23 protein-coding genes are annotated in these 25756 nt (G+C 62.4%); 6 read left to right on the forward strand and 17 right to left on the reverse strand.

All coding sequences use genetic code 11. The annotated features are described in order from the left end of the window. The coding region (locus tag AC1D06_RS25590; RefSeq protein WP_477988618.1) for a lysylphosphatidylglycerol synthase domain-containing protein at positions 1-986 on the reverse strand (986 nt) is incomplete at its 3' end. Positions 987-1079: 93 nt separating this feature from the next. Between AC1D06_RS25590 and AC1D06_RS25595 the strand changes: the two genes are divergently transcribed. Both AC1D06_RS25595 and AC1D06_RS25600 read left to right on the forward strand, forming a co-directional pair. Beyond that, positions 1080-2078, forward strand: coding sequence for a glycosyltransferase family 2 protein (locus AC1D06_RS25595; RefSeq protein WP_477988619.1), 999 nt, complete (start codon positions 1080-1082; stop codon positions 2076-2078). A 1-nt stretch (position 2079) separates the two neighbouring features. Further along, the gene (locus AC1D06_RS25600; protein ID WP_477988620.1) at positions 2080-3576 is read left to right on the forward strand and encodes an ArnT family glycosyltransferase; all 1497 of its coding nucleotides are present in this window, start codon (positions 2080-2082) and stop codon (positions 3574-3576) included. Between the two features lie 3 nt (positions 3577-3579). On the opposite strand, the gene AC1D06_RS25605 is transcribed toward AC1D06_RS25600, so the two are convergent. The 5 genes from AC1D06_RS25605 to infC all read right to left on the reverse strand — a co-directional run bounded on the left by AC1D06_RS25605 (position 3580) and on the right by infC (position 7313). Continuing rightward, on the reverse strand, positions 3580-4935 hold the full coding sequence (locus AC1D06_RS25605) for an ATP-binding protein (RefSeq protein ID WP_477988621.1): 1356 nt from the start codon (positions 4933-4935) through the stop codon (positions 3580-3582). Next, positions 4932-5597 carry a response regulator transcription factor gene (locus tag AC1D06_RS25610; RefSeq protein ID WP_477988623.1) on the reverse strand — a complete coding sequence of 222 codons (666 nt, stop codon included), beginning with the start codon at positions 5595-5597 and terminating at the stop codon, positions 4932-4934. Before AC1D06_RS25610 ends, AC1D06_RS25605 begins: the two co-directional genes overlap by 4 nt. A gap of 7 nt (positions 5598-5604) precedes the next feature. Further along, on the reverse strand, positions 5605-6063 hold the full coding sequence (locus AC1D06_RS25615; RefSeq protein WP_477988624.1) for a PepSY domain-containing protein: 459 nt from the start codon (positions 6061-6063) through the stop codon (positions 5605-5607). A gap of 158 nt (positions 6064-6221) precedes the next feature. Beyond that, positions 6222-6593, reverse strand: coding sequence for a hypothetical protein (locus AC1D06_RS25620; RefSeq protein ID WP_477988626.1), 372 nt, complete (start codon positions 6591-6593; stop codon positions 6222-6224). A 183-nt stretch (positions 6594-6776) separates the two neighbouring features. Then, complete coding sequence (gene infC / locus AC1D06_RS25625; protein ID WP_477876242.1) at positions 6777-7313, reverse strand: translation initiation factor IF-3; 537 nt, start codon at positions 7311-7313, stop codon at positions 6777-6779. Between the two features lie 169 nt (positions 7314-7482). On the opposite strand from infC, the gene AC1D06_RS25630 reads away from it, so the two are divergent. After that, positions 7483-8286 carry an alpha/beta hydrolase gene (locus AC1D06_RS25630; RefSeq protein ID WP_477876198.1) on the forward strand — a complete coding sequence of 268 codons (804 nt, stop codon included), beginning with the start codon at positions 7483-7485 and terminating at the stop codon, positions 8284-8286. Between the two features lie 117 nt (positions 8287-8403). Beyond that, entirely contained in the window at positions 8404-9015 is a 612-nt protein-coding gene (locus AC1D06_RS25635) for a transglutaminase-like cysteine peptidase (RefSeq protein WP_477876199.1), read from the forward strand. Positions 9016-9057: 42 nt separating this feature from the next. On the opposite strand, the gene mbfA is transcribed toward AC1D06_RS25635, so the two are convergent. The 7 genes from mbfA to AC1D06_RS25670 all read right to left on the reverse strand — a co-directional run bounded on the left by mbfA (position 9058) and on the right by AC1D06_RS25670 (position 17261). Further along, positions 9058-10041: an iron exporter MbfA gene (gene mbfA, locus AC1D06_RS25640; RefSeq protein WP_477988628.1), complete on the reverse strand. Its 984-nt coding sequence runs from the start codon at positions 10039-10041 to the stop codon at positions 9058-9060. A gap of 116 nt (positions 10042-10157) precedes the next feature. After that, entirely contained in the window at positions 10158-10523 is a 366-nt protein-coding gene (locus AC1D06_RS25645) for a hypothetical protein (RefSeq protein ID WP_477876201.1), read from the reverse strand. A gap of 317 nt (positions 10524-10840) precedes the next feature. After that, positions 10841-13225, reverse strand: coding sequence for an aldehyde dehydrogenase family protein (locus tag AC1D06_RS25650; RefSeq protein ID WP_477988630.1), 2385 nt, complete (start codon positions 13223-13225; stop codon positions 10841-10843). Positions 13226-13318: 93 nt separating this feature from the next. Then, on the reverse strand, positions 13319-14314 hold the full coding sequence (gene deoC / locus AC1D06_RS25655; RefSeq protein WP_477988631.1) for a deoxyribose-phosphate aldolase: 996 nt from the start codon (positions 14312-14314) through the stop codon (positions 13319-13321). Between the two features lie 126 nt (positions 14315-14440). Beyond that, positions 14441-15172 carry a DeoR/GlpR family DNA-binding transcription regulator gene (locus AC1D06_RS25660; RefSeq protein ID WP_477876204.1) on the reverse strand — a complete coding sequence of 244 codons (732 nt, stop codon included), beginning with the start codon at positions 15170-15172 and terminating at the stop codon, positions 14441-14443. Between the two features lie 97 nt (positions 15173-15269). After that, on the reverse strand, positions 15270-16034 hold the full coding sequence (locus tag AC1D06_RS25665; protein ID WP_477988632.1) for an HpcH/HpaI aldolase family protein: 765 nt from the start codon (positions 16032-16034) through the stop codon (positions 15270-15272). Positions 16035-16052: 18 nt separating this feature from the next. Next, positions 16053-17261, reverse strand: coding sequence for an NAD(P)/FAD-dependent oxidoreductase (locus AC1D06_RS25670; protein ID WP_477988633.1), 1209 nt, complete (start codon positions 17259-17261; stop codon positions 16053-16055). A 220-nt stretch (positions 17262-17481) separates the two neighbouring features. On the opposite strand from AC1D06_RS25670, the gene AC1D06_RS25675 reads away from it, so the two are divergent. After that, a complete protein-coding gene (locus AC1D06_RS25675) occupies positions 17482-18360 on the forward strand; it encodes a phosphotransferase (protein ID WP_477876207.1) in 879 nt (292 codons plus the stop codon). Between the two features lie 12 nt (positions 18361-18372). Then, complete coding sequence (locus AC1D06_RS25680; RefSeq protein ID WP_477988635.1) at positions 18373-20820, forward strand: GcvT family protein; 2448 nt, start codon at positions 18373-18375, stop codon at positions 20818-20820. Positions 20821-20853: 33 nt separating this feature from the next. Here AC1D06_RS25680 and AC1D06_RS25685 read toward each other — a convergent pair whose 3' ends face one another. From AC1D06_RS25685 to AC1D06_RS25700, 4 genes are all read right to left on the reverse strand, one after another. Further along, positions 20854-21840, reverse strand: coding sequence for a type II secretion system F family protein (locus AC1D06_RS25685; RefSeq protein ID WP_477876209.1), 987 nt, complete (start codon positions 21838-21840; stop codon positions 20854-20856). A gap of 13 nt (positions 21841-21853) precedes the next feature. After that, positions 21854-22864 (reverse strand): type II secretion system F family protein, encoded by a 1011-nt coding sequence (locus AC1D06_RS25690; protein ID WP_477988637.1) that lies wholly within the window; start codon positions 22862-22864, stop codon positions 21854-21856. Positions 22865-22941: 77 nt separating this feature from the next. Further along, on the reverse strand, positions 22942-24429 hold the full coding sequence (locus tag AC1D06_RS25695; RefSeq protein WP_477988639.1) for a CpaF family protein: 1488 nt from the start codon (positions 24427-24429) through the stop codon (positions 22942-22944). Positions 24430-24459: 30 nt separating this feature from the next. Continuing rightward, the gene (locus AC1D06_RS25700) at positions 24460-25755 is read right to left on the reverse strand and encodes a CpaE/TadZ family protein (RefSeq protein WP_477876212.1); all 1296 of its coding nucleotides are present in this window, start codon (positions 25753-25755) and stop codon (positions 24460-24462) included. Position 25756 lies beyond the last annotated feature (1 nt).

The following is a 25756-nucleotide window of genomic DNA, read 5'->3' on the forward strand; positions in this document are numbered from 1 at the left end:
GGGCGGGAAGCGTGCCGCTTGCCAATCTCCCCCCTTGAGGGGGAGATGTCCGGCAGGACAGAGGGGGGTGCTGGCAGCAGGAGAGAGATTCCCGTTCCCACGACGGCAGAAACGATCACCAACAAATGCGCATTGATGCTCGCCTTCGCCAGCAGTGACAGCGACGCCTTGCTAATCCCAAACGCCGCCGCCCCCGCCGCAATGCCAGCCGGATATGTCCCGACGCCACCCGGCGCATGCACCGGCAGCACAGACGACAATTCTCCACCCAGCGCCCCGCCAAAACAGGCCGCGATCGGGTCAATGCCCATCAGGCGCAGCACCCAGGCCAGCACGATGACTTTGACGCCCCAATTCAGCACGGTGAGAAACCAGGCGCGCAAAAAAGCTGCGACGTCGCGCGGAATGCCATCCTCGATCTGATCGGCAAATTTGACGATCTTTTCCGGCAGCTTCCGCCGGGCCAGCCCGACGGCCGGCTCTTTCAACGGAAAGAGCAGCAGCGGCAGAACAAGAAAAATCAGCCAGACCACGCACGCCCACACCTTATATCCTGTATCCGCCACCAGCCCCACCCCCGCCGCCGCCAGCAGCGCATGTAGGTCGAGCAGGCGCAAAACCAGCAGCGCGGCCGTGCCATGCGCCAGCGGCACGCCGAATTCCGAGCGCATCAGCAGCGGAAAGCTGGTCTCGCCGGCACGAAAAGGCAGCATGATGTTGAGCAGATTGTGGATCTGCGTCACCCGGAACAGCCAGAGGAAGCGGCCGGCCGTCTCGCGCGGAAAATAATCCTGCATGCGATGCGTCCGGATGACATAGGTGCCAACCAGCAGCGCCAAGGCCGCGAGAATGGTCCAGACGCCGACAGCGCGCCAGCCTTCCAGGATGACGCCCCAGCCCCAGATCCATTGCACGAAGCCGGCATAGGCGGCGATCACCAGAACCGCCAGAAGTGCTATGCGGTTTCGGCGAAACCAATCCTGCATGGAACTGTGGGCCTTCCCTATCGATTGCTTTGCTGCGGCGCCTGCTATAACAGAAGGCGCTTGCAAAACCAGCCCATTCCGGAGCAACCCGCGTTGTTACAGTCACCATCCGCCTTGCAGGCCGACACCGAGCCGGCATATGCGATTGAGCTCTCCGTCCTCATTCCCCTGCACAATGAGGAAGAGAACGTCACCTTGATGATCGAGCGGGTCGCCGAGGCGCTCAAGGATTTCGGCAAGCCGTGGGAACTCATCATCATCGACGACGGCTCGACCGATGCAACGCTCGCGCGCGCCCGCAAGGAGCTCGGCAAGCCCGGCTTCGATCTCAGGATCATCGAATTCCAGCGCAATTTCGGCCAGGCAGCCGGCCTGCAGGCCGGTTTCGATGCGGCACGTGGCCGGCTGATCGCCACGCTCGACGGCGATCTGCAGAATGATCCCTTCGACATTCCGCGGATGATCGTTGAACTCGAAGAGCGCGAGCTCGACATGCTCTGCGGCTGGCGCAAGAGCCGGCAGGATGGGCTTTGGCTGCGGCTCATTCCCTCCTGGATCGCCAACCGGCTGATCGGCAATATTACCGGCATCAAGATTCATGACTATGGCTGCGGGCTGAAACTCTATCGCGGCGAGATCGTCAAGCAGGTCCGGATCATGGGCGGCATGCATCGCTTCATTCCGGCCTGGGTGGCGAGCGTCGTGCCGTCGACACGCATCGGTGAGGTGGTGGTCAACCACCATGCCCGCCAGTTCGGCACCTCGAAATACGGCATTTCCCGCACCTTCCGGGTGATCCTCGATCTGCTCGCCGTGCTGTTCTTCATGCGGTTCCGGGCGAGGCCCGGCCATTTCTTCGGCATGATCGGGCTCTCCTTCGGCGGCATCAGCGCCTTGATGTTCCTCTATCTCTTCATCCTGAAATTCGGTTTCGGCGAAAGCATCGGCACGCGGCCCATGCTGACCATTGCCATGATGCTGTTCATCGGCTCTGTGCAGATGATCACCACCGGCATTCTCGCCGAAATGCTCGCCCGCTCGCATACCGGCACGATCAGCTATGTGATCCGCAAGACCTACGGCGAGGATTGATGTGGCGTCCCGGATCGCGCGGCCCGTCAGCCTGCTCTTCCTGGTTCTGGCGCTCTATTTCGCCGTCAACATCATCGTTCGCCTGAGCCTGCCGGCATCGCTGGAGCTCGACGAAGCCGAGCAGGTGTTCTTCTCGCAATGGCTGGCGCTCGGCTACGGACCGCAGCCGCCACTCTATAACTGGCTGCAGATCGGCACCTTCGCTCTGGTCGGCAGATCCTTGCTCGGGCTGAGCCTGCTCAAGAATGCGCTGCTGTTCTCGACCTATCTGCTTTCCTGGCTGGCGGCGCGCCAGGTGCTCAGGGATCGCAGTCTTCAGATCATTGCCGTCCTCGGCCTGCTCACCCTGCCGCAGGTCTCGTTCATGGCCGAACAGGATCTCGCCCATACCGTGGCCCTGATCGCGGCAACCGCTCTCTTCCTTTATGCCTTGTGCCGCATCCTGGTCCGGCCGGACATTTTTGCATATCTGATCGCCGGCCTTGCGGTCGCATTGGGGGTGCTGGCGAAGTATAATTTCGTGCTCCTGCCGGTGGCCGCCCTGCTTGCCGTGTTGCCGGAGCGGGATTTGCGCGACCGGATATGGAACTGGCGGCTTCTTATCGCCCTGCTTCTGGCCTTCGTGCTTGTCCTGCCGCATGCAATCTGGTTGATCCGGCATCTGGATTTCGCGACCGCCGAGACACTCGGCAAGATGAAGGATCACCACAAGACCTCACCCGGGCTGGTCTCGTCGATCAGGGGTGTGGCGTCGCTGGCCGTGGCTTTTCTCGCATTTTCGGCGCTGACGCTGGTGATTTTTACCGGCGTCTATCGTCGGCAGGCGTGGACCGTGCTGACGGCATCGTCGCCGACGATCCGCATCATCGAGCGGATGCTGCTGATCCTGCTGGCCGCCTTGCTGCTCGTCATCATCGGCACGGGGACGGTCATGGTGCGCGAACGCTGGCTCGATCCCTTCCTGCTGATCCTGCCGCTTTATCTCTGCCTGAAGATCGAAGCGGTGGACGCTGCCAACCGCCTGAAGCATCCCGGCCTGCTGGCGATACCGCTGATCATCCTGATCGCGGTGCCGGCCAGCATCGCGCTCCGCGTCCTGATGGCGCCTTCAGGGGGCTATACGCGGCTCAACATTCCGACAGACCGCTTTGTCGAAAGCGTCGTGTCGGAGCCCAAAATCGCTCCCGCCGTGGTGATTGCCGGCGACCGGCGCCTCGCCGGCAATATCGCCCTGCTGCTTCCAGGTGTGCCGGCGATGACACCCCAACATCCCGATTTTACGCTGTCCTTTTCCGCCAGCGCCACGCGACCGCTGCTGCTTGCCTGGTCGATGCCTGGAGATGGCGAGATGCCGGAAGCGCTTCGCCAGTGGCTGGCGGCCAACGGATATGCAGACGCCAGGATCGATGCGCGCTCACTCGCACTGCCCTATCATTTTGCGCATAATCAGGACAGCTACGCGTTCGGCTACGCCTGGATTTCTCCCACGGCAAAATAGAGGTCACACCGGCCTTGCCACCGTATGGCGGGGCGGATTGACCGGCATGTCGAGCGTGATTTCCAGCCCTCCTAGGTCCGAGCGGCCGGGCACGATACTTGCGCCATAGGCCTCGGCGATATCGCGGGTGATCGCCAGTCCGAGGCCGGACCCGCCTGTCTCGTCATCGGCGTGCTGGCCGCGTTTGAGGATGTCGTCATACTGGCTTTCTTCGACGCCGGGGCCATCGTCGGCAACGACGAGGATCACCCGCTCGCCGCGTCTCTCAGCCGTCACCGCGATCACGGCATTGGCCCATTTCGTCGCATTGTCCAGCACATTGCCGATGGCTTCGGCGAGGTCGGCCGGATCGATCGTCACCTTCAGGTCGCCGGTCATGTCGACCTTCCAGCGCAATGCACGCTGGTCGGTCAACGGCTTCAGGACCTGGATCAGCCTGTGCGTCAGGTCCCCGACATCGGCCGTCGCCATGCGCTCGACACCCAGGCGGGCGGCCTGCAATTGCCGGTCGGCGCGCTGGCGGATGGCATCGACCTGCTTGAGCGCCATCGCCGCCGATTCCGGGTCCATCGATGCAGCGAGTTGCGCCAGCACCGTCAGCGGCGTCTTGAGGCCATGGGCGAGATCGGAGGCACGGCTGCGCGCCCGCTCGACGGCGGTTTCGCGCTCCTTGAGCAGAAGGTCGATCTCGCGCACCAGCGGCAGCACCTCGCTTGGTCCTTCATTGCCGAGTTCGGTCAGCGTGCCGGCGCGGATCTCGGCTATCTTGCGCCTGAGGCGATCGAGCGGTGCGAGGCCGGCTGCCGCCTGGATCGTGGCGCCGGTGGCCAGCAGGGCGGCGGTGATCAGCAGCATCAATTGCAACTGGCCATGAAAGCCGGTGAGAGCCACGTTCAGCTCGGATTTGGGGAAAGCGGTGTAGATGCAGAAAATCTGGGCATTCTGCCCCTCCCCGATCCGAGATTTCTGCGCCATGACCAGGATATCATTGCCGTCCGGCCCGGTGCCGATCTTGAAGTCGCGGTATTTTGATGCCTTAAGGCTTTCGTCGGCGATCACCGTGTCCCAGAGCGAGCGGGAGCGCTCAACGACCTTTTCGCCAACTTCAAGCTCCCAATAGCGCCCTCCAGCGGGAAGGTTGAGCCGCGGATCGGATGGGGTGCTGGAAAGCCGGGGCCGGCCGTTCTCGATCGTCACCGCCGCCGTCAGACTGTCTGAAAGCACGGTCATCTCCGTGCGATATTGGTCGACAACATAGTCTGTGAAGACACGACTGAGGGTCCACCAGACGAGCAGCAAGGCCACCGCGATCGCCACCGCGGCGCCGACTGCCAGCCGGAACCGCAGGGAGCGGATCATTCCGCATCGCCTGTGATGAGGTAGCCGAAGCCGCGCCGGTTCTGGATCGAATCGGGCGCCGTCTTCTTCCTGAGCCGCGTCACCATCGCCTCGATGGCGTTCTTGGCCGCGTCGTCGTCGCGCCCCTGCACATGCGTCGCCAGTTCCATCGCCGATACCGCCTGGCCCGGCCGACTGACGAGATAGGAGAGCAGCCGGTATTCCATCGGGCTGACTTCGATCGGCTGGTTGTCGAAACTGATGCGTTTGGCGATCTCATCGAGACCGAAACGGCCGGCGGTGACGAGAACCTGGGCGCGTAGCTGCGAGCGGCGCAAGAGCGCGCGCAGCCGTGCCAGCAGTTCCTCGGCGCGAAACGGTTTTGGCAGATAATCATCTGCGCCGGCGTCGAAACCGTCGACGCGCTCCATCCACGAACCGCGCGCCGTCAGCACCAGGACGGGGGTGACGACGCCTGCCTGGCGCCAGCGGCGAAGGATGGAAAGGCCATCCATGCCCGGCAGGCCAAGGTCGAGAATGATGGCGGCATAGTCACCCGTCTCGCCACGTTCCCAGATCTCCGGCCCATGCGTGGCGCGCTCCGTCAGGTAGCCGGCGGCGTCGAGCTGGCCGGCTACCAGGGCAGCAATCGCGCCATCGTCTTCGGCAAGCAGAATGCGCATTTTATCCTCAGAATCCCAGAATTCCCACGAAGGCGCCGGTCTTGGCGTCCAGCCGGATGGTCGAGATCACGCCGTCCGAATGCCGCATCTTGATCCGGTATTGTGCCCGGCCGAGGATCGAGACCAGCTTGACGTCAATGACCTTGCCGCGAAAGCGCGTGTCGACGATCCCGAGCGCCTTCTTCAACGAAATGATACTGCCGTTCCTGACCGCACGCAGGGCCTGGTCCTGGTCGGTGCCAGGATGATTGCTGGTATTGGCGCCGTTGTCATTGTTGTTGTCGCCGCCGCCGTCATCGTTGTTGTGCCCGCCATCGTCATGCCCACCGTCATCATGGCCTCCATCGTCGTGACCGCCATCATCATGACCGCCGTCGTCCGCATGCGCAGGCCTGAGCGGGCCTGGCGCCGGCAGAAGCAGCGTTGTCAGCGCCACAAGCACGATAAATGAGCGCCTTTCGATCATGCGGACCGCCTCAACTCGGAAAACCAATCATGGACGCAGCCCGGGCGACGGTCAATCAAATCGAATCGGCAGTGAGGCCCGCCACCGGGGGAGTGGCGGGCAGGTTCGCCGGTGCTGGGCGGCGGGGGCGGCGAACCGTTTGGAAAATTCAAGCAGGATCAGTCGTCGACGCCGCCGGCATCGTCATCGGTGCCATTGTCGTCGGTGCCGCCGCTATCGTCGTCGGTGCTGTCGTCATCCGTGCCGTCGTCGTCGGAACTGTCATCGTCCGAACTATCGTCGTCATCATCGGTGGTCGTCTGGGTCGTCGAATTGCTTTTGCCACCACGGTGGTTGTGATGCGTCTCGGTCTTGCCATGGTGGGTGCCGTGCTTGCCGCCGACGCCTTGATCGTGCTGGCCGTGATTGCCTTTGGCGAAGGCGGCGCCTTCGAGGTTCGGCAGTAGCGGGTTGGTCACGAGCCATGACAACGCGACCGTGGACGCGAGGATTGCCCGACGCCCTTTTACTCCCAGGGATTTCAATTGCATGTTGACCTCTCCTAGATCGCGGGTCCGACCCGCTTTCGCTGGAATCGCCGTATCGATTCCATGAGAGGATGATGCCGCATCCATGCTGACAGCTTGCTGAGTCCGCCTGTCAGCGTCCTGTCAGCAAAAAGCCGTCCGGGGCGCGCGCCGGACGGCTTTTTCTGGGAATCTGCCGGATGGCGCTTATTTCGGCGCCAGGACCATCATCATCTGACGTCCCTCGAGCTTCGGCTCGGCCTCGACCTTGGCAATGGCCTGAGTGTCGTCGCGAACCTGGTGCAGGAGCTTCATGCCGAGCTCCATGTGAGCCATTTCACGGCCACGGAATTTCAAGGTCACCTTGACCTTGTCGCCGTCGTCGAAGAAACGCTGGATGGCCTTCATCTTCACGTCGTAATCGTGCGTGTCGATGTTGGGACGCATCTTGATTTCTTTGATTTCAATGATCTTCTGTTTCTTGCGGGCTTCGGCCGTCTTCTTCTGGGTCTGATACTTCAGTTTGCCCAGGTCGAGAATCTTGCACACCGGCGGTTCGGTGTTGGGCGAGATCTCGACGAGATCGAGGCCGGCGGCTTCCGCCATGGCCAGTGCCTGGTCGGTCGGCACAATGCCTTGATTGGCGCCTTCTGCGTCAATGAGCTGAATGCGGGGGACGCGGATTTCCCTATTCGAACGCGGTCCGTCTTTGGTAGGGCCTTCCGCCTTGAAAGGTCTGCGAATGGTCGTATTCTCCTGGATTGTTTACAATAGCGGTTTCCTCTGCCATCAGCGGCATTCGAATGCAATGGCGATCCGGCTGAGAGAAGACTTCGTAGCATGACTTCTGACAAAAATCATCCCTGAAAATGGTGCAATTTCACCGGTTTGCAAGAGCCGACAAGGACTTTCGATGACTGCTTCCACACAATCGCCGACATTCATTGCCGCGGGCGCCGGTGACAGCCCGCGCGATATCGCCGTTATCGCCTGCGAGCCTGCGGGCAAGAAGGCGAAAACGGTGGTCGTCTGGTGCGGCGGCTTTCTCTCCGACATGACCGGCACGAAAGCCGTGGCGCTCGAGGAATTTTCGCTGGCGCACGGGCTTGGCTTCGTGCGATTCGACTATAGCGGGCACGGACGGTCGAGCGGACACTATACCGGTGGCACGATCTCCATCTGGCTCGAAGACGCCATGGCCGTGCTCAAGGCCTTTACCGGCAAGCGGCGCCTGATCCTGGTCGGCTCGTCGATGGGCGGCTGGATTGCACTCAGGATCACGCAAGAACTGCGCAAAGCCAAGCAGGGCAAGCGGCTGGCCGGCATCGTGCTGATCGCGCCGGCGCCGGATTTCACCGCCGAACTGATCGAGCCGCGGCTGACCGACAAGGAGCGCGGCGAGCTCGACCAGAAGGGCTATTTCGAAAAGCCGTCGCAATATTCCCCGGAACCCTATCGCTACACCAAAGCGCTGATCGAGGACGGCCGCGCCAACCGGGTGATGGACGGGCTGATCGAAACCGGCTGCCCGGTGCATATCCTGCAGGGCATGAAGGACCCCGACGTCCCTTATAAGCACGCGATGACGGTCATGGAGAAAATCGTCGGCGACGACGCGATCCTGACCTTGATTCGAGAAGGCGACCATCGCCTGTCGCGGCCGGAGGACCTTGAGCGAATCTGTTCGGCTGTGCTCGCAATGTCACAAGATGCTTAAATACCGCCCCGCTCTTAACCATGTTAAACGAACATTATGGTTAACGGTTCCTTAACGCGTTGACAATTTCGCCCCTGATCCTGTTTACTCTTTGTTAACGGATGAATGGGGCGGGCAATGACCGGGATCATCACAAAGGCTGGCTGGACGATTGCGTCCGTGTTGGCAGGGCTTCTTCTGAGCTCCAATGCAGATGCGGCTTCCCGCTTCATGCAGGTGGGCGCGATCACCTCGCAGCCGATCGGCCATTACGAATTCTGCCAGATCCATGAGGACGAGTGCAATATCAAGTCGGCCAACACCGTGGCGCCGCGCGTTACCGAGCATGGCTGGGATATCGTCCAGGACGTCAACCTCAAGGTCAATCACGACATCATTCCGATGACCGACCAGGAACTCTACGGCAAGGATGAGGTCTGGGCCTATCCGACCTATGCCGGCGATTGCGAGGATTTCGCGCTGCTCAAGCGCCGCATGCTGCTGCAGGCGGGTTTCTCGCCGGCCGACCTGCTGATGACCGTGGTGCGCAAGCCCGATGGCGAAGGCCATGCGGTGCTGACGCTCCGGACCTCCGATGGTGACTATATCCTCGACAACCTGACCAGCGAGGTCAAGCTCTGGTCCGACACGCCCTACCGCTATCTGAAGCGGCAGGCCTCGTTCAACACGGGCCGCTGGGTGACGATCGAGAATTCCGACGAAGTCGTGGTCGGCGCCGTCAACAACTGATCGACGATTTGCTGAGTTTTTACAAACGCCTGACGGTCTCCGTCAGGCGTTTCCTATCAATATGCCGGCCGCCAGCACCAGTGCCCCGCCCAGCACCACTTGCAGCACCGCCTTGAAGAACGGCGTCTCCATATAGCGGTTCTGGATGAAGGCGATCGCCCAGAGTTCGACGAACACCACGATCACCGCGATCGTCGTCGCCAGCCGGAAATTCGGGATCAGATAGGGCAGCGCATGCCCCAGCCCGCCAATGGCGGTCATGACGCCCGAAGCGACGCCGCGCTTGATCGGYGAGCCGCGCCCGGAAATCACGCCATCGTCATGCGCCGCCTCGGTGAAGCCCATGGAAATGCCGGCGCCGACTGCAGCCGACAGGCCAACCAGGAAGGTTTTTGTCGTGTCGCCGGTGGCGAAGGCGGCGGCGAAGATCGGCGCCAGCGTCGACACCGATCCGTCCATCAGCCCGGCAAGACCGGGCTGCACCCAGGTAAGCACCAATTGCCGCCGCGCGGTCTCGTCCTCTTCCTCGCGGGCATCGTCCGGCAGATATTTTTCGCCCAGTTGATGCGCCAGCCCTTCATGCTGCTTCTCGGCAATGGCCAAGTCGCCCAGCAGCTTGCGCGTCGAGGCATCCGTCGACTGCTGTGCGGCCTTGAGGTAGAAGCGATGGGCGGCTTCCTCCATCAGTTCGGCCTGCTTGCGGGCTTCGGCCACCGACAGCGTGCGGATCAGCCAATCGGGCTTGCGTTCGGGGAATTCGCGCACGTGCTCGCGGCGGACCAGTGGAATGCGGTTGCCGAAGCGCACCTTATGCTCATCGATCAGGATCTGGCGGTGATGGCTCTCCTCCTCCGCCATGTCCTCGAACACTTTCGCCGAATGCGGGTAGTCCGTGCGTAGCGCATCGGCATAGGCGAGATAGATGCGGCCGTCGTCTTCCTCATTGGAAATGGCAAGCGCCAAGATCTCCTGCTCGGAGAGAGAAGACAGCGGCCGCTTTGACGGGCTGAAAGGATTGGTGAACATCGCGGCACCTTTTTAGAATAATTCTAAATAGAAGGTCGGACCGCGATGGTCAAGCGTGGTTGGAGCCATCGGAAGGCGCACGGCCATGGATCGCCATGACCGCCTTGCTTGCCTGATTATTCCTGGATCGAGATCAGCCGCGTGCTGCCGCCGTTGCAATGATAGCAGCAGTTCGGGCACGATCCGCGCTGGCCTGGGCCGACGCCCCAGTAGATGCCGTTCTTGTCGCCCGAGACCCAGGCGCCGTAGCAGATATTCTCGTCGTCCTGGCAGGACAAGGTGATGTGCTGGCGGCCCTCGAGCAGCGGATAGATCTGGCCATTGCCCGGCCAGACATGGTCGCGGTCCTGGCTGTAGAACTCCATATCCACCGCGCCATAATCATTGCTGAGCTGGAAAGTCAGCGTTTCGGCGGATGCCACCGCGCCGCCGAGAATKCCGATCAAAGCCATCGCGACGACGGAAAGTCTCAGAAATTTCATCACGTCTCTCACCCCTTGAATGCCGGCTTCCCCACAAAGCATGATCCCGGCGGTGAGACCTTGGCAGATTCTCGCCATCGGTTGTCCGACCATTTTTGGGACTGTCGAAGAATGGGGGGATATGCCGCGATATGGACCCTTCGAGGCTTTTCCGGCTGCGCCGAAAACTGCCCCGGGGCGAGGTGGAATGTGCATCGCCGCTGGCGCCCCAAGTTCTCCTTGCTGCGGCAATGCTTCGGTGAAGAAGACACTCCTCCCTATCGAGAGGAGTGTTCAGTGCATCGGTGATTGACCTGCCCGTCGAGCGGAGGAAACCCTCATTCCCCGTAGGGAATCCAGACGTTCTTCACGTCCGTCGCGCGGCGCAGGAAAAGCGGGCCCTCGCCCTGGGCGGGGTCCATCCAGTCGAAGCCCTTGCCGTAATCGGTAAACACACGCTTCAGATTGCCGATCGAGGCCTTTTCCGCCATCGCCGACAGCGCCTGCGAGCCGAAAGCCCAGAGTGCGTCGACATCGTTGTGGCTGGCGAGCGACTTGCCGAGCTCCATCGCCGAACCGGTGACGATGTTGATCACGCCGGCCGGGACATCGGAGGTTTCGAGCACGGTGTAGAAATCCGTGGCCGACAGCGGATAGGGTTCGCTAGGCACGGTGACAACGCGATTGCCGACGGCGACCAGCGGGGCGACCAGCGAGATGAAGCCGAGCAGCGGCATTTCCGGCGGGCAGATCACGCCGACCACGCCCTGCGGTTCCGGCAGCGCCAGTGCCACGCCCCGCAGCGGCGGCGTGTGGATCAGGCCCTCATATTTGTCGGCCCAGGCGCCATAGGTGAAGAGACGCGAGACGGCAGCCTCGACTTCCGCTTTGGCCGAGGCCGGGCTGCGGCCGGTCTGGGCGGCGATGCGGGCGGCGAATTCATCCTCGCGGGACGCCAGGTTCTCGGCGATGTAATAAAGGATCTGCGCCCGGTTATGCGCTGTGGCGGAGGCCCAGCCGGAGGCGGATTGCGCCGCGGCAACGGCATTGCGGATGTCCTTGCGATTGCCCTCGCCGACTTCGCCGACCACCTTGCCCTTGGGCGACAGGATCGGCCGCGAATAATTGCCGTCCGGCCGCGCCTGCTTGCCGCCGACGAAAAGCTTTGCCGTACGGTCGACCACCGGGGCTGCGAAATCGCCGGGCGTGGTCTTGAGCTGCGGCACGGCGATTTCCGCACGTGGCTTGGCATTGGCCCAGGCCTTCGGCTTCAGATATTCGTATGCGCCTTCCTTGCCGCCCTCGCGGCCAAAGCCGGACTCCTTCTTGCCGCCGAAACCGGCCGAGGCATCGAAGAGATTGGTGGCATTGACCCAGACGACGCCCGCTGCGAGCTTTGCCGCGACATGCAAGGCTAGGCCGATCGTCTCGCTCCAGACGGATGCCGCGAGGCCGTAGCGGGTGTGATTGGCAAGCTGCACCGCCTCTTCCGGCGTGCGGAAGGTCATGGAGACGGCGACCGGCCCGAAGATTTCCTCGGTGGCGACGATCGAGGTCGGTTGGACGTTGGCAAGCAAAGTGGGGCGATAGAAAGAGCCAGTCTTCGGCAGGTCGATTTCGCTCTGGAAGAGTTCGGCGCCTTCCTCGACGCCCTGGTTGACCAGTTTTTCGATGCGGCGGAGCTGCACCGGGTCGATGATCGCGCCCATGTCGATCGCCTTGTCGAGCGGATGGCCGACACGCAGCGTCTGCATCCGGCGACGCAGCCGGGCATGGAATTTCGGCGCCACGCCTTCCTGCACCAGAATGCGCGAGCCGGCGCAGCAGACCTGGCCCTGGTTGAACCAGATGGCATCGACCACGCCCTCGACCGCGCCGTCGATATCGGCATCGTCGAAGACGATGAACGGTGACTTGCCGCCAAGTTCCAGCGTCAGCGACTTGCCGGAGCCGGCGGTTTTCTCGCGGATGATGCGGCCGACCTCGGTCGAGCCGGTAAAGGCGATCTTGTCGATCCCGGCATGGTCAACAACCAGCGCGCCGGTCTCGCCTTCGCCGGTAATGACGTTGAGCACGCCCGCCGGCAATCCGGCGGCAGCCGCCAGTTCGGCGAACAGCAGCGCCGTCAGCGAGGTAAATTCAGCCGGCTTCAGCACCACGGTATTGCCGAGCGCCAGCGCCGGCGCGACCTTCCAGGCAAGCATCAGCAGCGGAAAATTCCAGGGAATGATCTGGCCGACGACGCCGACCGGATTGTGATCGGCGAATTCGGTTTCCGTCAGCTGCGCCCAGCCGGCATGGTGATAGAAATGCCGGGCGGCGAGCGGTACGTCGATATCGCGCGTCTCGCGGATCGGCTTGCCGTTGTCGATCGCCTCGATCACGGCGAGCAGGCGGCCGTGCCGTTGGATCATGCGGGCCAGTGCATAGAGATGGCGGGCGCGCTGATGGCCGGAAAGCTTTGCCCACTGCGCCTGGGCCTTGCGGGCGGCGGCAACGGCGGCGTCGACATCTGCAGCCGTGCCAATGGCGAGCTTGGCTAGATCGGCGTTGGTGGCCGGTTCATGCGTGGTAAAGGTTTCACCGCCGGCAGAGGGGCGGAATTCGCCATTGATGAAATGGCCGAAGGTGGAATTGTGCCGCTTCAGCCAGGCGCGGGCTTCGGTATCGGCTTCGGGGGCGGGACCGTAGGACATTTCGTCGAAATAGGTTGCAACGGACATTTTGGGCTCCTCAAGCATTTCGCGGGCAGGGTAGACTGCCCTTGAAACGCGCTAAAACGGGCGGGAGCGGTTCCGAAAAACCGCTCCGGGCGATCAGCCGATCGGATGGCGCACGAACGACGAGTAAGCGCCGGTAAGGTGATGCTCGAGCTGGCGCTCGATATCGGCCAGCAGGCTCGAAGCACCGATGCGGAACAGATCCGGCTCCAGCCATTCGCGGCCCAGCTCGTCCTTCATCAGGAACTGGTAGTTCAGCACGTCCTTGGCGGTGGAAATGCCGCCGGCCGGCTTGTAGCCGACCTTGAAGCCGGTGCGCTCCTCATATTCCCTGATCATCCTGAGCATGACCAGCGTCACGAGCAGCGTCGCATTGACGCCTTCCTTGCCGGTCGAGGTCTTGATGAAGTCGGCGCCGGCCATCATGCAGACCAGCGAGGCGCGCGCGACATTGCGCAGCGTCTTCAGGTCGCCGGTGGCGAGGATCGCCTTGACATGCGCGTCACCGCAAGCGGCACGATAATCCTGCATTTCGCGATAGAGCGCTTCCCAATTGCCGGTCAGCACATGTTCGCGGGTGATGACGATGTCGATTTCCCGAGCGCCATCGGCGACGGAAGCCTCGATCTCCTTCAGCTTGGTGTCGTGTGGCGACAGGCCGGCGGGAAAGCCGGTGGAAACGGCAGCCACCGGAATGCCGGTGCCATCCAGCGCCTCGACGGCGGTCGAAACGAAGCGGTGGTAGACGCAGATGGCGCCAGTGGTGATCTTGCGGTCACCCATGCCGAGAGCGTCGAGCAGGTCCTGCCGCACCGGGCTCGCGGCCTTGGCGCAGAGGCGCTTGACGCGGCCGGCGGTGTCGTCGCCGTTGAGCGTCGTCAGGTCGATACAGGTGACGGCCTTCAGCAGCCAGGCGGCCTGTGCATCCTTCTTCACCGTGCGGCGGCCCGGCAGCGTGGCAACGCGGCGCTCGCCGGCGGAGAGATTGACGCGCTGGTCCATGACCCAGCCGAGGTCGAGCTCCATGCCCGGATTGCGCGGCCAGCCGTGATTGACGAGCCCAAGCGGTTTATCGATCGTAGATTTGTCCATGTCGGCCTCCCGACCCTGCCAGCGGCAGATTTGTTATAATTCTAACAGATGCTGTTCTATTTACATCAAATCGGCAAATCGTCAAGGGACTATGGGCTGAAACGGCGGCTGGAATGCGGCAATATATCATTCCTCGCCTTCCGGCTCCCATGCCCCCTCTTCCGTATAGATCGCATCGAAATCGTCGGCCTTGGCGAAGAAGGCCGGTCGGATTCTTCCGAGCTTGGAATTGTCGAGCACCAGGATATTGCGCGCCGAAATGTTCATCGCCTTGCGCTTGATCTCCGCCTCATGGAAGTGGATGGCGGTGGCGCCGCGCGCCGCGTCGAGGCCGGCGGCGGAGAGGAAGGCGGTGTTGACGCCAAGCTGGTCGAGCAGCGTCAGACCCGCCTCGCCGGAGAAGGAAGCGGAGGCGGGGTGATAGAAGCCGCCCATCATGATCAGCCGCACATGCGGCTTGGAGGCTAGCCGCTCGGCAATGTTGAGCGCGTAACAGACCACGGTCAGCGGCATGTCGTTCGGCAGCAGGTCGACCAGATGGATCAGCGTCGTGCCACAGTCCATGAACACCGTGTCCTCGGCGCGCAGATGCTCGACGGCGAACTGGCAAGCCTTGCGCTTCGCCGATGCATGCTTGTCGGCGGCAATGGCAAGTTCGTATGGCTGTTCCGGCTCGACCGCCTGGGCCGGCATGATATGGCCGCCGAGATAGACGAAGCGGCTCGATTCGCCGGCAATGTCGCGGCGGATGGTCATTTCGGAGACGCCGAGCGCCTGGGCGGCGTCTCTGAGATGGATGACGCCGCGCTCAAGGATCAACGCTCCGAGCCTGTCGAGCCGTTCCCTGTTGCGTACCATCAGCTTTGTCCCCATTCACGGTTCGACCAGAAAATGCCGGCTAATCTGTGAACCGTCAACCGGTCTTGTTATCTTTTTAACAAAATTGACCGAGCCGCTATGCGTAGATCTGCTTGATCTGCTTGAGCCCGTTGACCAACGTGCCGACATCGGAGGCGACCGTAATCATGTTGGCGCCGAGGTCCTGGTAGTGCTTGGCATGCTTTGGGTCGAGCATATAGATGCCGGCTGCCTTGCCATGGGCGCGGATACGCTTGATCGTATCCTCGATCACCGACTGCACCTCCGGCGCGAAGGGATTGCCGAGATGGCCCATGTCGGCCGAGAGATCGGACGGGCCGATGAACAGGCAATCGACGCCGTCCACCGTGGCGATTTCGTCGAGGGCTGCGATTGCCGCGCGGCTTTCGAGCTGCAGCATCAGGCAAATCTGGTCATCGGCCGTGGCCAGATAATTGTCGACGGTGCCAAAAGCGGCGGCGCGGGCCGAGCCGGCGCCGACGCCACGCACGCCGCGCGGCGGATAGCGCACTGCCCTGACCAGCATCTCGGCCTGTTCACGGCTTTCCACCATCGGGATCAGCAGCGATTGCGCTCCCATGTCGAGAAGCTGCTTGATCAGGTAGGTTTCGCCGATCGGCGGCCGCACGCACACGGATGAAGCCGAACTTTTCAACACCTGCAGCTGCTCCATGATGGTGCGCAGATCGTTCGGCGAATGTTCGCCGTCGATCATCACCCAGTCGAAGCCGATCGTGCCCGCCAGTTCGGCCGTATAGCTGTTGGCCAGCGACAGCCAGAGTCCGGTGGTGGCCTCGCCGCGTTTCAGGCGGGCCTTGAGCAGATTTTCAGGGGCGGGCATGGCAACTCCGTGGGCGGATCAGAGGAGGGATTTCAGCACGAAAGAATGATCCTGCACCTGCGCCCGCGTCAAGGTCTTGCCGCCTTCGAGAATGCGCCGGGCGACCATATAGGTGGCGCCGTCATTGAGGCAGTCTGCGGCGAGGAATTCGTCGCCGCGGAAATAGAAGTGCGACTTCGCCCCTTCGCGCGCGCCGGGGCGGGTGATCACGTGGTCATAGCCGATGTTCAGGCCGGCAATCTGCAGCTTGAGTTCAAACTGATCGGACCAGAACCACGGCACGGGCCTGTATTCGACATTGGCATGCATGATGTTTTGCGCCGCGACAATGCCCATGTCATTGGCGTTCTGCACCGATTCCAGCCGGATCATCATGTGCCGGTAAGGGAAGGAGACGCAGTCGCCGATGGCGAAGATCGACGGGTCGGAGGTGCGCAAATGCTTGTCGATGACGATGCCATTGGCGACAATGAGCCCGCAGGCCTCGGCCAGCGCCGTGTCCGGCACGACGCCGATGCCGGTAATGACGAAATCGGCCGCGATGATCGAACCGTCGGTCAGTTCGACGCCGCTCGCCTGGCCGTCTTTCTCGACGATCTTCACCAGGCTGGCATTTTCGAAGATGCGCACACCATGCTCATGGTGCAGCGTGCGGACATCGTCGGCCGTCTCTTCGCTGGCAACACGCTTGAGAATACGGTCAGCCGCCTCGATGACGGTGACGGAAACGCCCTTCTTGGCAGCCTCGGAGGCTGCTTCGAGGCCGATATAACCGCCGCCGATCACGACCAGCCGCGCGCCGTCCTGCATCCGCGCCATCAGATCATGGGCATCGGAGAGATCGCGCATGACGAAAACATTCGGCAGCGTGCCGCCGATTGCGGCGGGCAGGCGCCGCGGCCGGGCGCCGGTGGCGAAGACCAGATGATCGTAGGACAGCGTCTCGCCATCCGAAAGCGTCGCCGTCTTCTTCTCGCGGTCGATCGTCTCGACCCGCATGCCGTTTTTCAGCGCGATGCGATTGGTCTCGTACCAATCGGCCGGCCGGAACAGGATCTGGTCGAAACTCACCTTCTGCGACATATAGGCCTTGGAGAGCGGCGGCCGCTGGTAGGGCAGTTCCGGATCGGCGCTGACCAGGGTGATTTCCGCCTCAGGCGAAAGCTTGCGCAGTTCCGCGGCGAGCGCCAGTGCGGCATGGCTGCCGCCAATCACGAGTGTCTTCATTCCGGCCCCCAAGGTCGAACCAAGCTCCAATAGAGCATGTGTTGAACATGATTTCCGGATTTTCGGCAAGACGTGCGCCGTCATGCGACGGCCGGTGGTCCGCTTTGCGGCGTAATTGACGGAAAACAAGACACATTTCCGCGAGGCAATTTACAATCGTCCCGCCGCTATTCTATGGTGCCGCCCATCGTTTCTATCTCTTACCTTCGGGAAGCAATGCATGGTGGAAAGTCCGGAGGACCGCATCCGAAATCTCGACTTCTGGCGGGGGAAGATCGAAATCGAGCCACTCTCAGGCGGGATGACCAATCGCAACTACCGCGTGAAAGACGGAGGCAGAACGGTCGCCGTGCGGCTGGGCGACGACATCGCCGTGCACATGATCAGCCGCGCCAATGAACTCGCCGCGTCTCGCGCAGCCGAGGCCGCCGGCATTTCGCCCGCCATCCTGCATCATGCGCCGGGCGTGCTGGTGATGGACTATGTCGAGGCGAAGACGCTCTCCTCCGCCGACATCGACAATCCGGCAATGATCAAGCGGATCATTCCGCTCCTGCGCAAATGCCATGAGGACATTCCGAAATATTTCCGCGGCCCGGCCATGATCTTCTGGGTGTTCCAGGTGATCCGTGACTATGCAAATACGCTGAAGGACGGCGACAGCGAATACCTGCCCGAAGTCAAGATTCTGCTGCAGAAATCGCAGAAACTCGAAGCGGCGGCCGGTCCCTATTCTGTCGTCTTCGGCCACAACGACCTGCTGGCGGCCAATTTTCTCGATGACGGCAAGCGGCTCTGGCTGATCGACTGGGACTATGCGGGGTTCAATTCGCCGCTTTTCGATCTCGGCGGCCTTGCCTCCAACAACCAGCTTTCGGAGGAGCGCGAGGCGTCGCTGCTGGAAGCCTATTTCGAGACCATGCTGAGCGAGCCGCTCTGGCGCCGCTACAAGGCGATGAAATGCGCTTCGTTGCTGCGCGAAACGATGTGGAGCATGGTGTCGGAAATCCACTCCACCATCGGCTTCGATTACAAGACCTATACGGCCGAAAACCGTGCACGCTTCGATGCGGCCTATGCCGCCTTCCAGGAAATCTGAGGATCCACCGGCATGAAAGAGCTCCCCTCAACGGCAAAGATCGTGGTGATCGGCGGCGGCATTGTCGGCTGCTCGACGGCCTACCATCTCGGCAAACTCGGCCTCACCGACACCGTGCTGCTCGAACGCAAGAAGCTGACCTCCGGCTCGACTTTCCATGCCGCCGGCCTTGTCGGACAGCTGCGGACCAGCGCCAATATCACCCAATTGCTCGGCCATTCGGTGGCACTCTACAAGACGCTCGAGGCCGAAACCGGACTCGCCACCGGCTGGAAGATGAATGGCGGCATGCGGCTCGCCTGCAACGAAGAGCGCTGGACCGAGGTGAAGCGCCAGGCGACCACCGCCCATTCCTTCGGCCTGGAAATGCACCTTTTGTCGCCCAAGGAAGCGCAGGACTTCTGGCCGCTGATGCAGGTCGACGACGTCGTCGGCGCAGCCTTCCTGCCCACCGACGGCCAGGCCAATCCATCCGACATCACCCAGGCGCTCGCCAAGGGCGCGCGCATGGCCGGGGTGTCGATCTTCGAGGATATCGAAGTCACCGATCTCGAAATCGCCAATGGCCGGATCAAGGCCGTCGTCACCGAACGCGGCCGGATCGAATGCGAGAAGGTCGTGGTCTGCGCCGGGCAATGGACGCGCGCCTTCGCCGCCCGCTTCGGCGTCAATGTGCCGCTCGTCTCGGTGCAACATCAATATGTGATCACCGAGGCCTTTGGCGTGCCCTCCAACCTGCCGACGCTGCGCGACCCGGACCGGCTGACGTATTACAAGGAAGAGGTCGGCGGCCTGGTCATGGGCGGCTATGAGCCGAACCCGATCGGCTGGGCCGAAAAGGGCATTCCCGAGGGCTTTCACTATACCCTGCTCGACAGCGATTTCGATCATTTCGAGCCGATCATGGAGTTCGCGCTTGGCCGGGTGCCGAAATTGCAGGAGATCGGCATCAAGCAATTGCTGAACGGTCCGGAAAGCTTTACCCCCGACGGCAATTTCATCCTCGGCGAGGCGCCGGAACTGAAGAATTTCTTCGTCGGCGCCGGTTTCAATGCCTTCGGCATCGCCTCGGGCGGCGGCGCCGGCATGGCCCTGGCTGAATGGGCCGCCAAGGGCGAGGCGCCCTATGATCTCTGGCCCGTGGATATCCGCCGCTTCGGCCGGCCGCATTTCGACACCGACTGGGTGCGCACCCGCACCTACGAAGCCTATGGCAAGCATTACACCATGGCCTGGCCGTTCGAGGAACATTCCTCCGGCCGGCCGGCGCGCAAATCGCCGCTTTATGACCGCTTGAAGGCCCAGGGCGCCGCCTTCGGCGAAAAGCTCGGCTGGGAGCGGCCGAACTGGTTTGCCGATGCAGCCAAGGGCGAAAAGCCGGAAGATATTTACACGTACGGCCGTCAGAACTGGTTCGTCGCGGTCGGCCGGGAGCACAAGGCCGCGCGCGAAACCGCCGTGCTGTTCGACCAGACATCTTTCGCCAAGTTCACGCTCAAAGGGCGCGACGCCGAAGCCGCGCTGCAGTGGATCGCCGCGGGCAATGTCGGCCGCAAGCCCGGCTCGCTCACCTATACCCAGATGCTCAACGATCGCGGCGGCATCGAATGCGATCTCACCTGCGCCCGCATCGCCGAGGACGAATATTACATCGTCACCGGCACCGGCTTCGCCACGCATGATTTCGACTGGATCAACCGCAACATTCCCGACAGCGCCCATGCCAGCCTGATCGACGTGACCTCGGCCTATACCGTGCTGTCGCTGATGGGGCCAAAGGCGCGCGACATTCTGCAGGCGGTCACCTCGGCGGATGTCTCCAACGCCGCCCTGCCCTTTGCCCAGTTCCGCACCATCGGCATCGGCGGCGCGCCGGTCAGGGTGCTGCGCATCACCTATGTCGGCGAACTCGGCTACGAGCTGCACCTGCCGGTCGAATATGCCGCGGGCATCTACGATCTGCTGATGGACGCGGGCAAGGTGCATGGCCTCGTCAATGCCGGCTACCGCGCCATCGAAAGCCTCCGGCTGGAAAAGGGCTACCGCGCCTGGGGCTCCGATATCGGTCCCGACCATACGCCCGTCGAGGCCGGCCTCGGCTGGGCGGTGAAGACGAAATCCAAGGTCGATTTCCGCGGCCGCGCCGCCGTCGAAGCGCAGTTGAAAAATGGCGTCAGAAAAATGTTCGCCGGATTCACGGTCGACGATCCCGATGTCGTGCTGCTCGGCCGCGAGACCATCTACCGCAACGGCCAGCGCGTCGGCTGGCTGAGCTCCGGCGGCTTCGGCTATACGATCGGCAAGTCCATCGGCTATGGCTATATCCGCGATGCCAGGGGCGTGACGGAGGATTATGTCCTGTCCGGCGAATATGAGCTCGAAGTGGCGACGGAGCGGGTCAAGGCGAATGTGTCGCTGACGCCGTTCTATGATCCGGAGAATGCGCGGGTGAAGGGGTAGCGTCAGAGCCTGTGGTACCCCCTCTGTTCTGTCTCAGAACTTGTCCGACACCTGAATACCCGCCGGCCCGAGAATAACCGCGATCAGCACCGGCAGGAAGAACAGGATCATCGGCACGGTCAGCTTGGGCGGCAGTGCCGCGGCCTTTTTCTCGGCCTCGTTCATGCGCTGGTCGCGGCTTTCCTGGGCGAGCACGCGCAGTGCCTGGGCCACCGGCGTGCCGTAGCGTTCGGCCTGGATCAGCGCCTGGGTCACGGCCTGGACGATGTCGAGCTGGGTGCGCTTGGCAAGGTTTTCATAAGCCTGCCGCCGTTCCTGCAGGAAGGAGAGTTCGGCATTGGTGAGGATCATTTCCTCGGCCAGTTCCGGCGAGGCCTGGGCCAGTTCGTCGGCGACGCGGCGGATCGCGGCTTCGATCGAGACACCGGATTCAACGCAGATCAGCATCAGGTCGAGCGCATCCGGCCAGGCGCGGCGGATCGATTTCTGTCGCTTGCCGATCTTGTTGGAGATGAAGATATTGGGCGAATAGAAGCCGAGATAGCTGACGCCCACCACGGTCAGGAGCCGCACCATGAAGGTCTGGTTGGCCAGGTAACCGAGCACGAAGATGTAGAACGCCGCGGCGGCGAGAAACACGAAGGGCAGGAAGAAACGGGCGAACAGGAACATGTTCAGCGCGTTCTGCGAACGGTAGCCCGCAGCGCGCAGCTTGTCGACCGTGCTGGTATCGACCAGCGCCTCGCGCAGATTGAGCCGGTCGACGATCTGTCGGACCGAGGAATTGTTCTGGACGCGCAGGCTGGCCTTCTGGCTCGACGCCTCGGCGTTCAGCCGGGCGCGCTCGCGGCCGCGGATCTGTTCGCGCTCGGTGGTGACGGCGCGCATGCGCTTGTCCAGCCCGCCCTGGTCGAAATAGGGCAAGATCAGGCTGTAGATGGTCGCGAACACCGCGATCGCCACCAGGCCGGCGATGATGATCGTCGGGTTCGTCAGCGTGCTTACCAGTTCGTTATGCATCGTGCCGTCCCCGTCAAATATCGAAATTGATCATGTTGCGCATGACGAAGATGCCGATCGACATCCAGATGCCCGAAGCGCCAAGGATCAGGTGACCGCGCGGATCGGTGAACAGGATCATCATATATTGCGGCGAGGTCAGGTAGACGAGGACCATGACGATAAAGGGCAGCGCGCCGATGATCGCCGCCGACGCCTTGGCTTCCATGGACAGCGCCGAGACCTTGGCCTTCATCTTCTTGCGCTCGCGCAGCACGCGCGCGAGGTTGCCAAGCGCTTCGGAAAGATTGCCGCCGGCTTGTGCCTGGATCGTGATGACCACCGAGAAGAAGTTGACCTCCTGCAGCGGCACGCTCAAATTCATGCGGCTGATGGCTTCCGGCACGGAGAGCCCAAGCTGCTGGGCTTCGACGACCTTGCGGAACTCGCCCTTGACGGGTTCTCTCGCCTCACCGGCGATGAGACGGATCGCGTCGTTGAGCGGCAGGCCCGACTTGATCGAACGCACCATGACTTCGAGCGCGTTGGGCAGTTCCTCGATGAACTTCTTCATCCGCCGCTTGAACATGAAGGAGACGAAGAATCGCGGCAGGCCGACGCCGACGACGAAGGCGATGCCCAGCGTCAGGAAAAGCGGCATGCCGAAGATGAAGCCGACGACGAAAATCGCCGACCCGAGCACTGCGTTGACGATATAGAACTGCGTTTCGGTGAAGCCGAGGCCCGCCTGGGCAATCTTCGCCTTCAACGTCACCTGCTTCTTCTTGTTGGCTTCGGCCTGCTTCTTTTCGAGTTCCTTGAGCGAATCCTGCACGGATTTGCGCCGCTTGGTCATTTCCGACAGGCGGTCGCGCGAGGCCTTGACCTTGACGCGATCGGTCTCGGCCGTGGCGACCTTGCTGACGCGGCTCTGTGTCCGCTTGTCGGTCTCGATGCGCGAGAACAGCACGCCATAGCTCACGGCGCCTGCGGCGATCGCCGCAAGCGCGATGATTGCAATCACTGTCGGATCGAGGCCAAACATTCCCAAAACCTTTCTTCCGCCGCGCCGCATCCACGCAACCAGCGGTTCATTCCCTTATTCCGCCAGTCGAGCACACATCATTTCGACTTGGCTTCCATCTCGTCGAGTGCCTGGGCCAGCCGCTTGTCCTCGCCGAAATAGCGGGCGCGATCCCAGAAATAGGGCTTGCCGATGCCGGTCGACTTGTGCCGGCCGATGATGCGGCCATTGTTGTCTTCACCTTCGATCTCAAAGCGCATCAGGTCCTGGGTGATGATGACGTCGCCTTCCATGCCGAGCACTTCGGTGATGTGGGTGATGCGGCGCGAACCGTCGCGCAGGCGCGCGGCCTGGATGATCACGTCGACCGAGCCGGAGATGATCTCGCGCACCGTCTTGGCCGGCAGCGAGAAACCGCCCATGGCGATCATCGACTCCATGCGGCTCAGGCATTCGCGCGGCGTATTGGAGTGGATCGTGCCCATCGAACCGTCGTGGCCGGTGTTCATCGCCTGCAACAGGTCGAAAACCTCCGGTCCGCGCACTTCGCCGACGATGATGCGTTCCGGCCGCATACGCAGGCAGTTCTTGACCAGTTCGCGCATGGTCACCTCGCCTTCGCCTTCGATGTTCGGCGGACGGGTTTCGAGGCGCACGACATGCGGCTGCTGCAATTGCAGTTCCGCCGAGTCTTCGCAGGTGATGATGCGCTCATGCGTGTCGATATAGCGCGTCAGGCAGTTGAGCAGTGTCGTCTTGCCCGAGCCGGTGCCGCCGGAGACGACAATGTTGCAGCGGACGCGGCCGATGATCTGCAGCAATGTCGAGCCTTCCGGCGTGATCGAGCCGAAGCGGACGAGCTGGTCGAGCGTCAGCTTGTCCTTCTTGAACTTGCGGATCGTCAGTGCCGCACCGTCGATGGCGAGCGGCGGGGCGATGACGTTGACGCGCGAACCGTCCGGCAGGCGAGCGTCGCAGATCGGCGAGGATTCATCGACGCGGCGGCCGACCTGGCTGACGATGCGCTGGCAGATCGACAGCAGTTGCTGATTGTCGCGAAAGCGGATCTCGCTTTCCTCGATCTTGCCGTTGACTTCGATGAAGGTCTTGCCGGCGCCGTTGACCATGATGTCGGCGATGTCGTCGCGGGCAAGCAGCGGCTCCAGAGGGCCGTAGCCGAGCACGTCGTTGCAGATGTCCTCGAGCAGTTCTTCCTGCTCGGAAATCGACATCGCATAGCTCTTGATGGTGATGATATCGTTGACGATATCGCGGATTTCCTCGCGCGCGCTCTCGGCGTCGAGCTTGGCGAGCTGCGACAGGTCGATCGTGTCGATCAGCGCCGAGAACACCTCGGTCTTGGTGTGGTAGTAATCCTCCGAGCGCGTGGTCTTGCGGCGCGCCGGCTGCGGGGCGGCCGGCGTGCGGACGGATTGGCTGTCGCGCGCGGGTTCCTGCAAGACCGGCACCTGCTGCGGCGCCAGCGGCGGCGGTGCCGTCATCACGGCTGCGGCAGGCTGCGGCGCGGTGACCGTCGGAGCAGCCGGCCGGCTGACAGGACCCTCGTTTCCACGTTTACCGAACATTGGTTCTACCGCTCCATACGCGTTCCAAGTTTACTTCTTCTTGCTGCCGAGCCTGCCGAGAATACTGCCCAGCGCGCTGCCGCCCTTGCGGGCCTTCTTCAGCGTGGCCCTGCCGGTGACGATATGGGCAATCTGGCTCATCACCTCCGCCGTCGGCGCCTTGGCGTCCATCTCGGCGATCATCCGGCCGGAATTGGCGGCATTGCCGAACAATTGCGCATCGAACGGAATGATCGCCGTCGGCTGCACTTCCAGCGGCTCGCAGAAATCGTTGGGCAGGATTTCGGGCCGTTTCGGCAGGCCGACCTGGTTGAGTATCAGATGCGCGACCTTGTCGTTGGGCCGGAGCTTCCTCAGCTGGTCGAACATGTTCTTGGCATTGCGCAGATTGGCGAGATCGGGTGCGGCGACGATCACCACCTCGTCGACATCGGCGAGAAGCGAGCGCGTCCATTCATTCCAGGCATGCGGCACGTCGAGCACGCTGACAGGGGCGGCGCGCTGCAACACTTCCAGCACCGGCTGGAACGCCATGCGCTCGAAGTCGTAAGTGCGGTCGAGCAGCGACGGTGCGGCGAGCAGCGACAGATGTTCCGAACATTTGGTCAGCAGGCGGTCGAGGAACACTTCGTCCAGGCGATCAGGCGAATAGACCGCCTCGGCCATGCCCTGGCTCGGATCCTGGTCGAAATCGATATTGGCGGTGCCGTAAGGCAGGTCGAGATCGGCGAGGATGACCTCCTGGGTGAACAGCGACGAGATGCCCCAGGCGATGTTGTGGGCGATGGTCGAGGACCCGACACCGCCCTTGGCGCCGATGAAGGCGACGGAGCGGCCGAGCGGCTCGGCTTCCGGGTCGACGAAGATCGAAGAGATCGCCGCAAGGATGTCCCCGAGCGAGATCGGCGCCACCATATATTCCGACACGCCGTTGCGGATCAGATCGCGGTAGAGCGGGATGTCATTGTGGCGGCCGATGATCACCACCTTGGTGGAGGGGTCGCAGACTTCGGCCAGCGGCGCGAGCTCGTCCATGATCTCGTTTGGCGCCGCGCTGGTTTCGAGCAGGATCAGATTGGGCGTCGGCGTCGAGGCGAACATGTTGGCCGCGGCCTGGATACTGCCCTGGTTGATGCGGAAACTGACTTTGGCCATGCGCCGGTCTTCGGCGAGTTTCTCCATCAGCGCATACATGCTTTCCGTTTCGCAGAAGGCATGCACGGAAATGCGCGGCAACGGCCGGAGCTGGTCGAGATCGCCGGGGCGGGTCAGGACTTCGGCGGCCGGCTCCTCGCCACTGTTGATGCCGTATTCCACAGCGTTCATG

The sequence above is a fragment of the Rhizobium sp. P2_G2 genome (assembly GCF_056403555.1).

Coding starts and splice junctions, on each gene's coding strand:
- AC1D06_RS25605 (WP_477988621.1), bottom strand. CDS start 4,935: ATGATCCGCTCCCTGCGGTTCCGGCTGGCAGTCGGCGCCGCGGTGGCG.
- AC1D06_RS25610 (WP_477988623.1), bottom strand. CDS start 5,597: ATGCGCATTCTGCTTGCCGAAGACGATGGCGCGATTGCTGCCCTGGTA.
- AC1D06_RS25615 (WP_477988624.1), bottom strand. CDS start 6,063: ATGATCGAAAGGCGCTCATTTATCGTGCTTGTGGCGCTGACAACGCTG.
- AC1D06_RS25620 (WP_477988626.1), bottom strand. CDS start 6,593: ATGCAATTGAAATCCCTGGGAGTAAAAGGGCGTCGGGCAATCCTCGCG.
- AC1D06_RS25630 (WP_477876198.1), top strand. CDS start 7,483: ATGACTGCTTCCACACAATCGCCGACATTCATTGCCGCGGGCGCCGGT.
- AC1D06_RS25635 (WP_477876199.1), top strand. CDS start 8,404: ATGACCGGGATCATCACAAAGGCTGGCTGGACGATTGCGTCCGTGTTG.
- AC1D06_RS25650 (WP_477988630.1), bottom strand. CDS start 13,225: ATGTCCGTTGCAACCTATTTCGACGAAATGTCCTACGGTCCCGCCCCC.
- deoC (WP_477988631.1), bottom strand. CDS start 14,314: ATGGACAAATCTACGATCGATAAACCGCTTGGGCTCGTCAATCACGGC.
- AC1D06_RS25660 (WP_477876204.1), bottom strand. CDS start 15,172: ATGGTACGCAACAGGGAACGGCTCGACAGGCTCGGAGCGTTGATCCTT.
- AC1D06_RS25665 (WP_477988632.1), bottom strand. CDS start 16,034: ATGCCCGCCCCTGAAAATCTGCTCAAGGCCCGCCTGAAACGCGGCGAG.
- AC1D06_RS25670 (WP_477988633.1), bottom strand. CDS start 17,261: ATGAAGACACTCGTGATTGGCGGCAGCCATGCCGCACTGGCGCTCGCC.
- AC1D06_RS25675 (WP_477876207.1), top strand. CDS start 17,482: ATGGTGGAAAGTCCGGAGGACCGCATCCGAAATCTCGACTTCTGGCGG.
- AC1D06_RS25680 (WP_477988635.1), top strand. CDS start 18,373: ATGAAAGAGCTCCCCTCAACGGCAAAGATCGTGGTGATCGGCGGCGGC.
- AC1D06_RS25685 (WP_477876209.1), bottom strand. CDS start 21,840: ATGCATAACGAACTGGTAAGCACGCTGACGAACCCGACGATCATCATC.
- AC1D06_RS25690 (WP_477988637.1), bottom strand. CDS start 22,864: ATGTTTGGCCTCGATCCGACAGTGATTGCAATCATCGCGCTTGCGGCG.
- AC1D06_RS25695 (WP_477988639.1), bottom strand. CDS start 24,429: ATGTTCGGTAAACGTGGAAACGAGGGTCCTGTCAGCCGGCCGGCTGCT.
- AC1D06_RS25700 (WP_477876212.1), bottom strand. CDS start 25,755: ATGAACGCTGTGGAATACGGCATCAACAGTGGCGAGGAGCCGGCCGCC.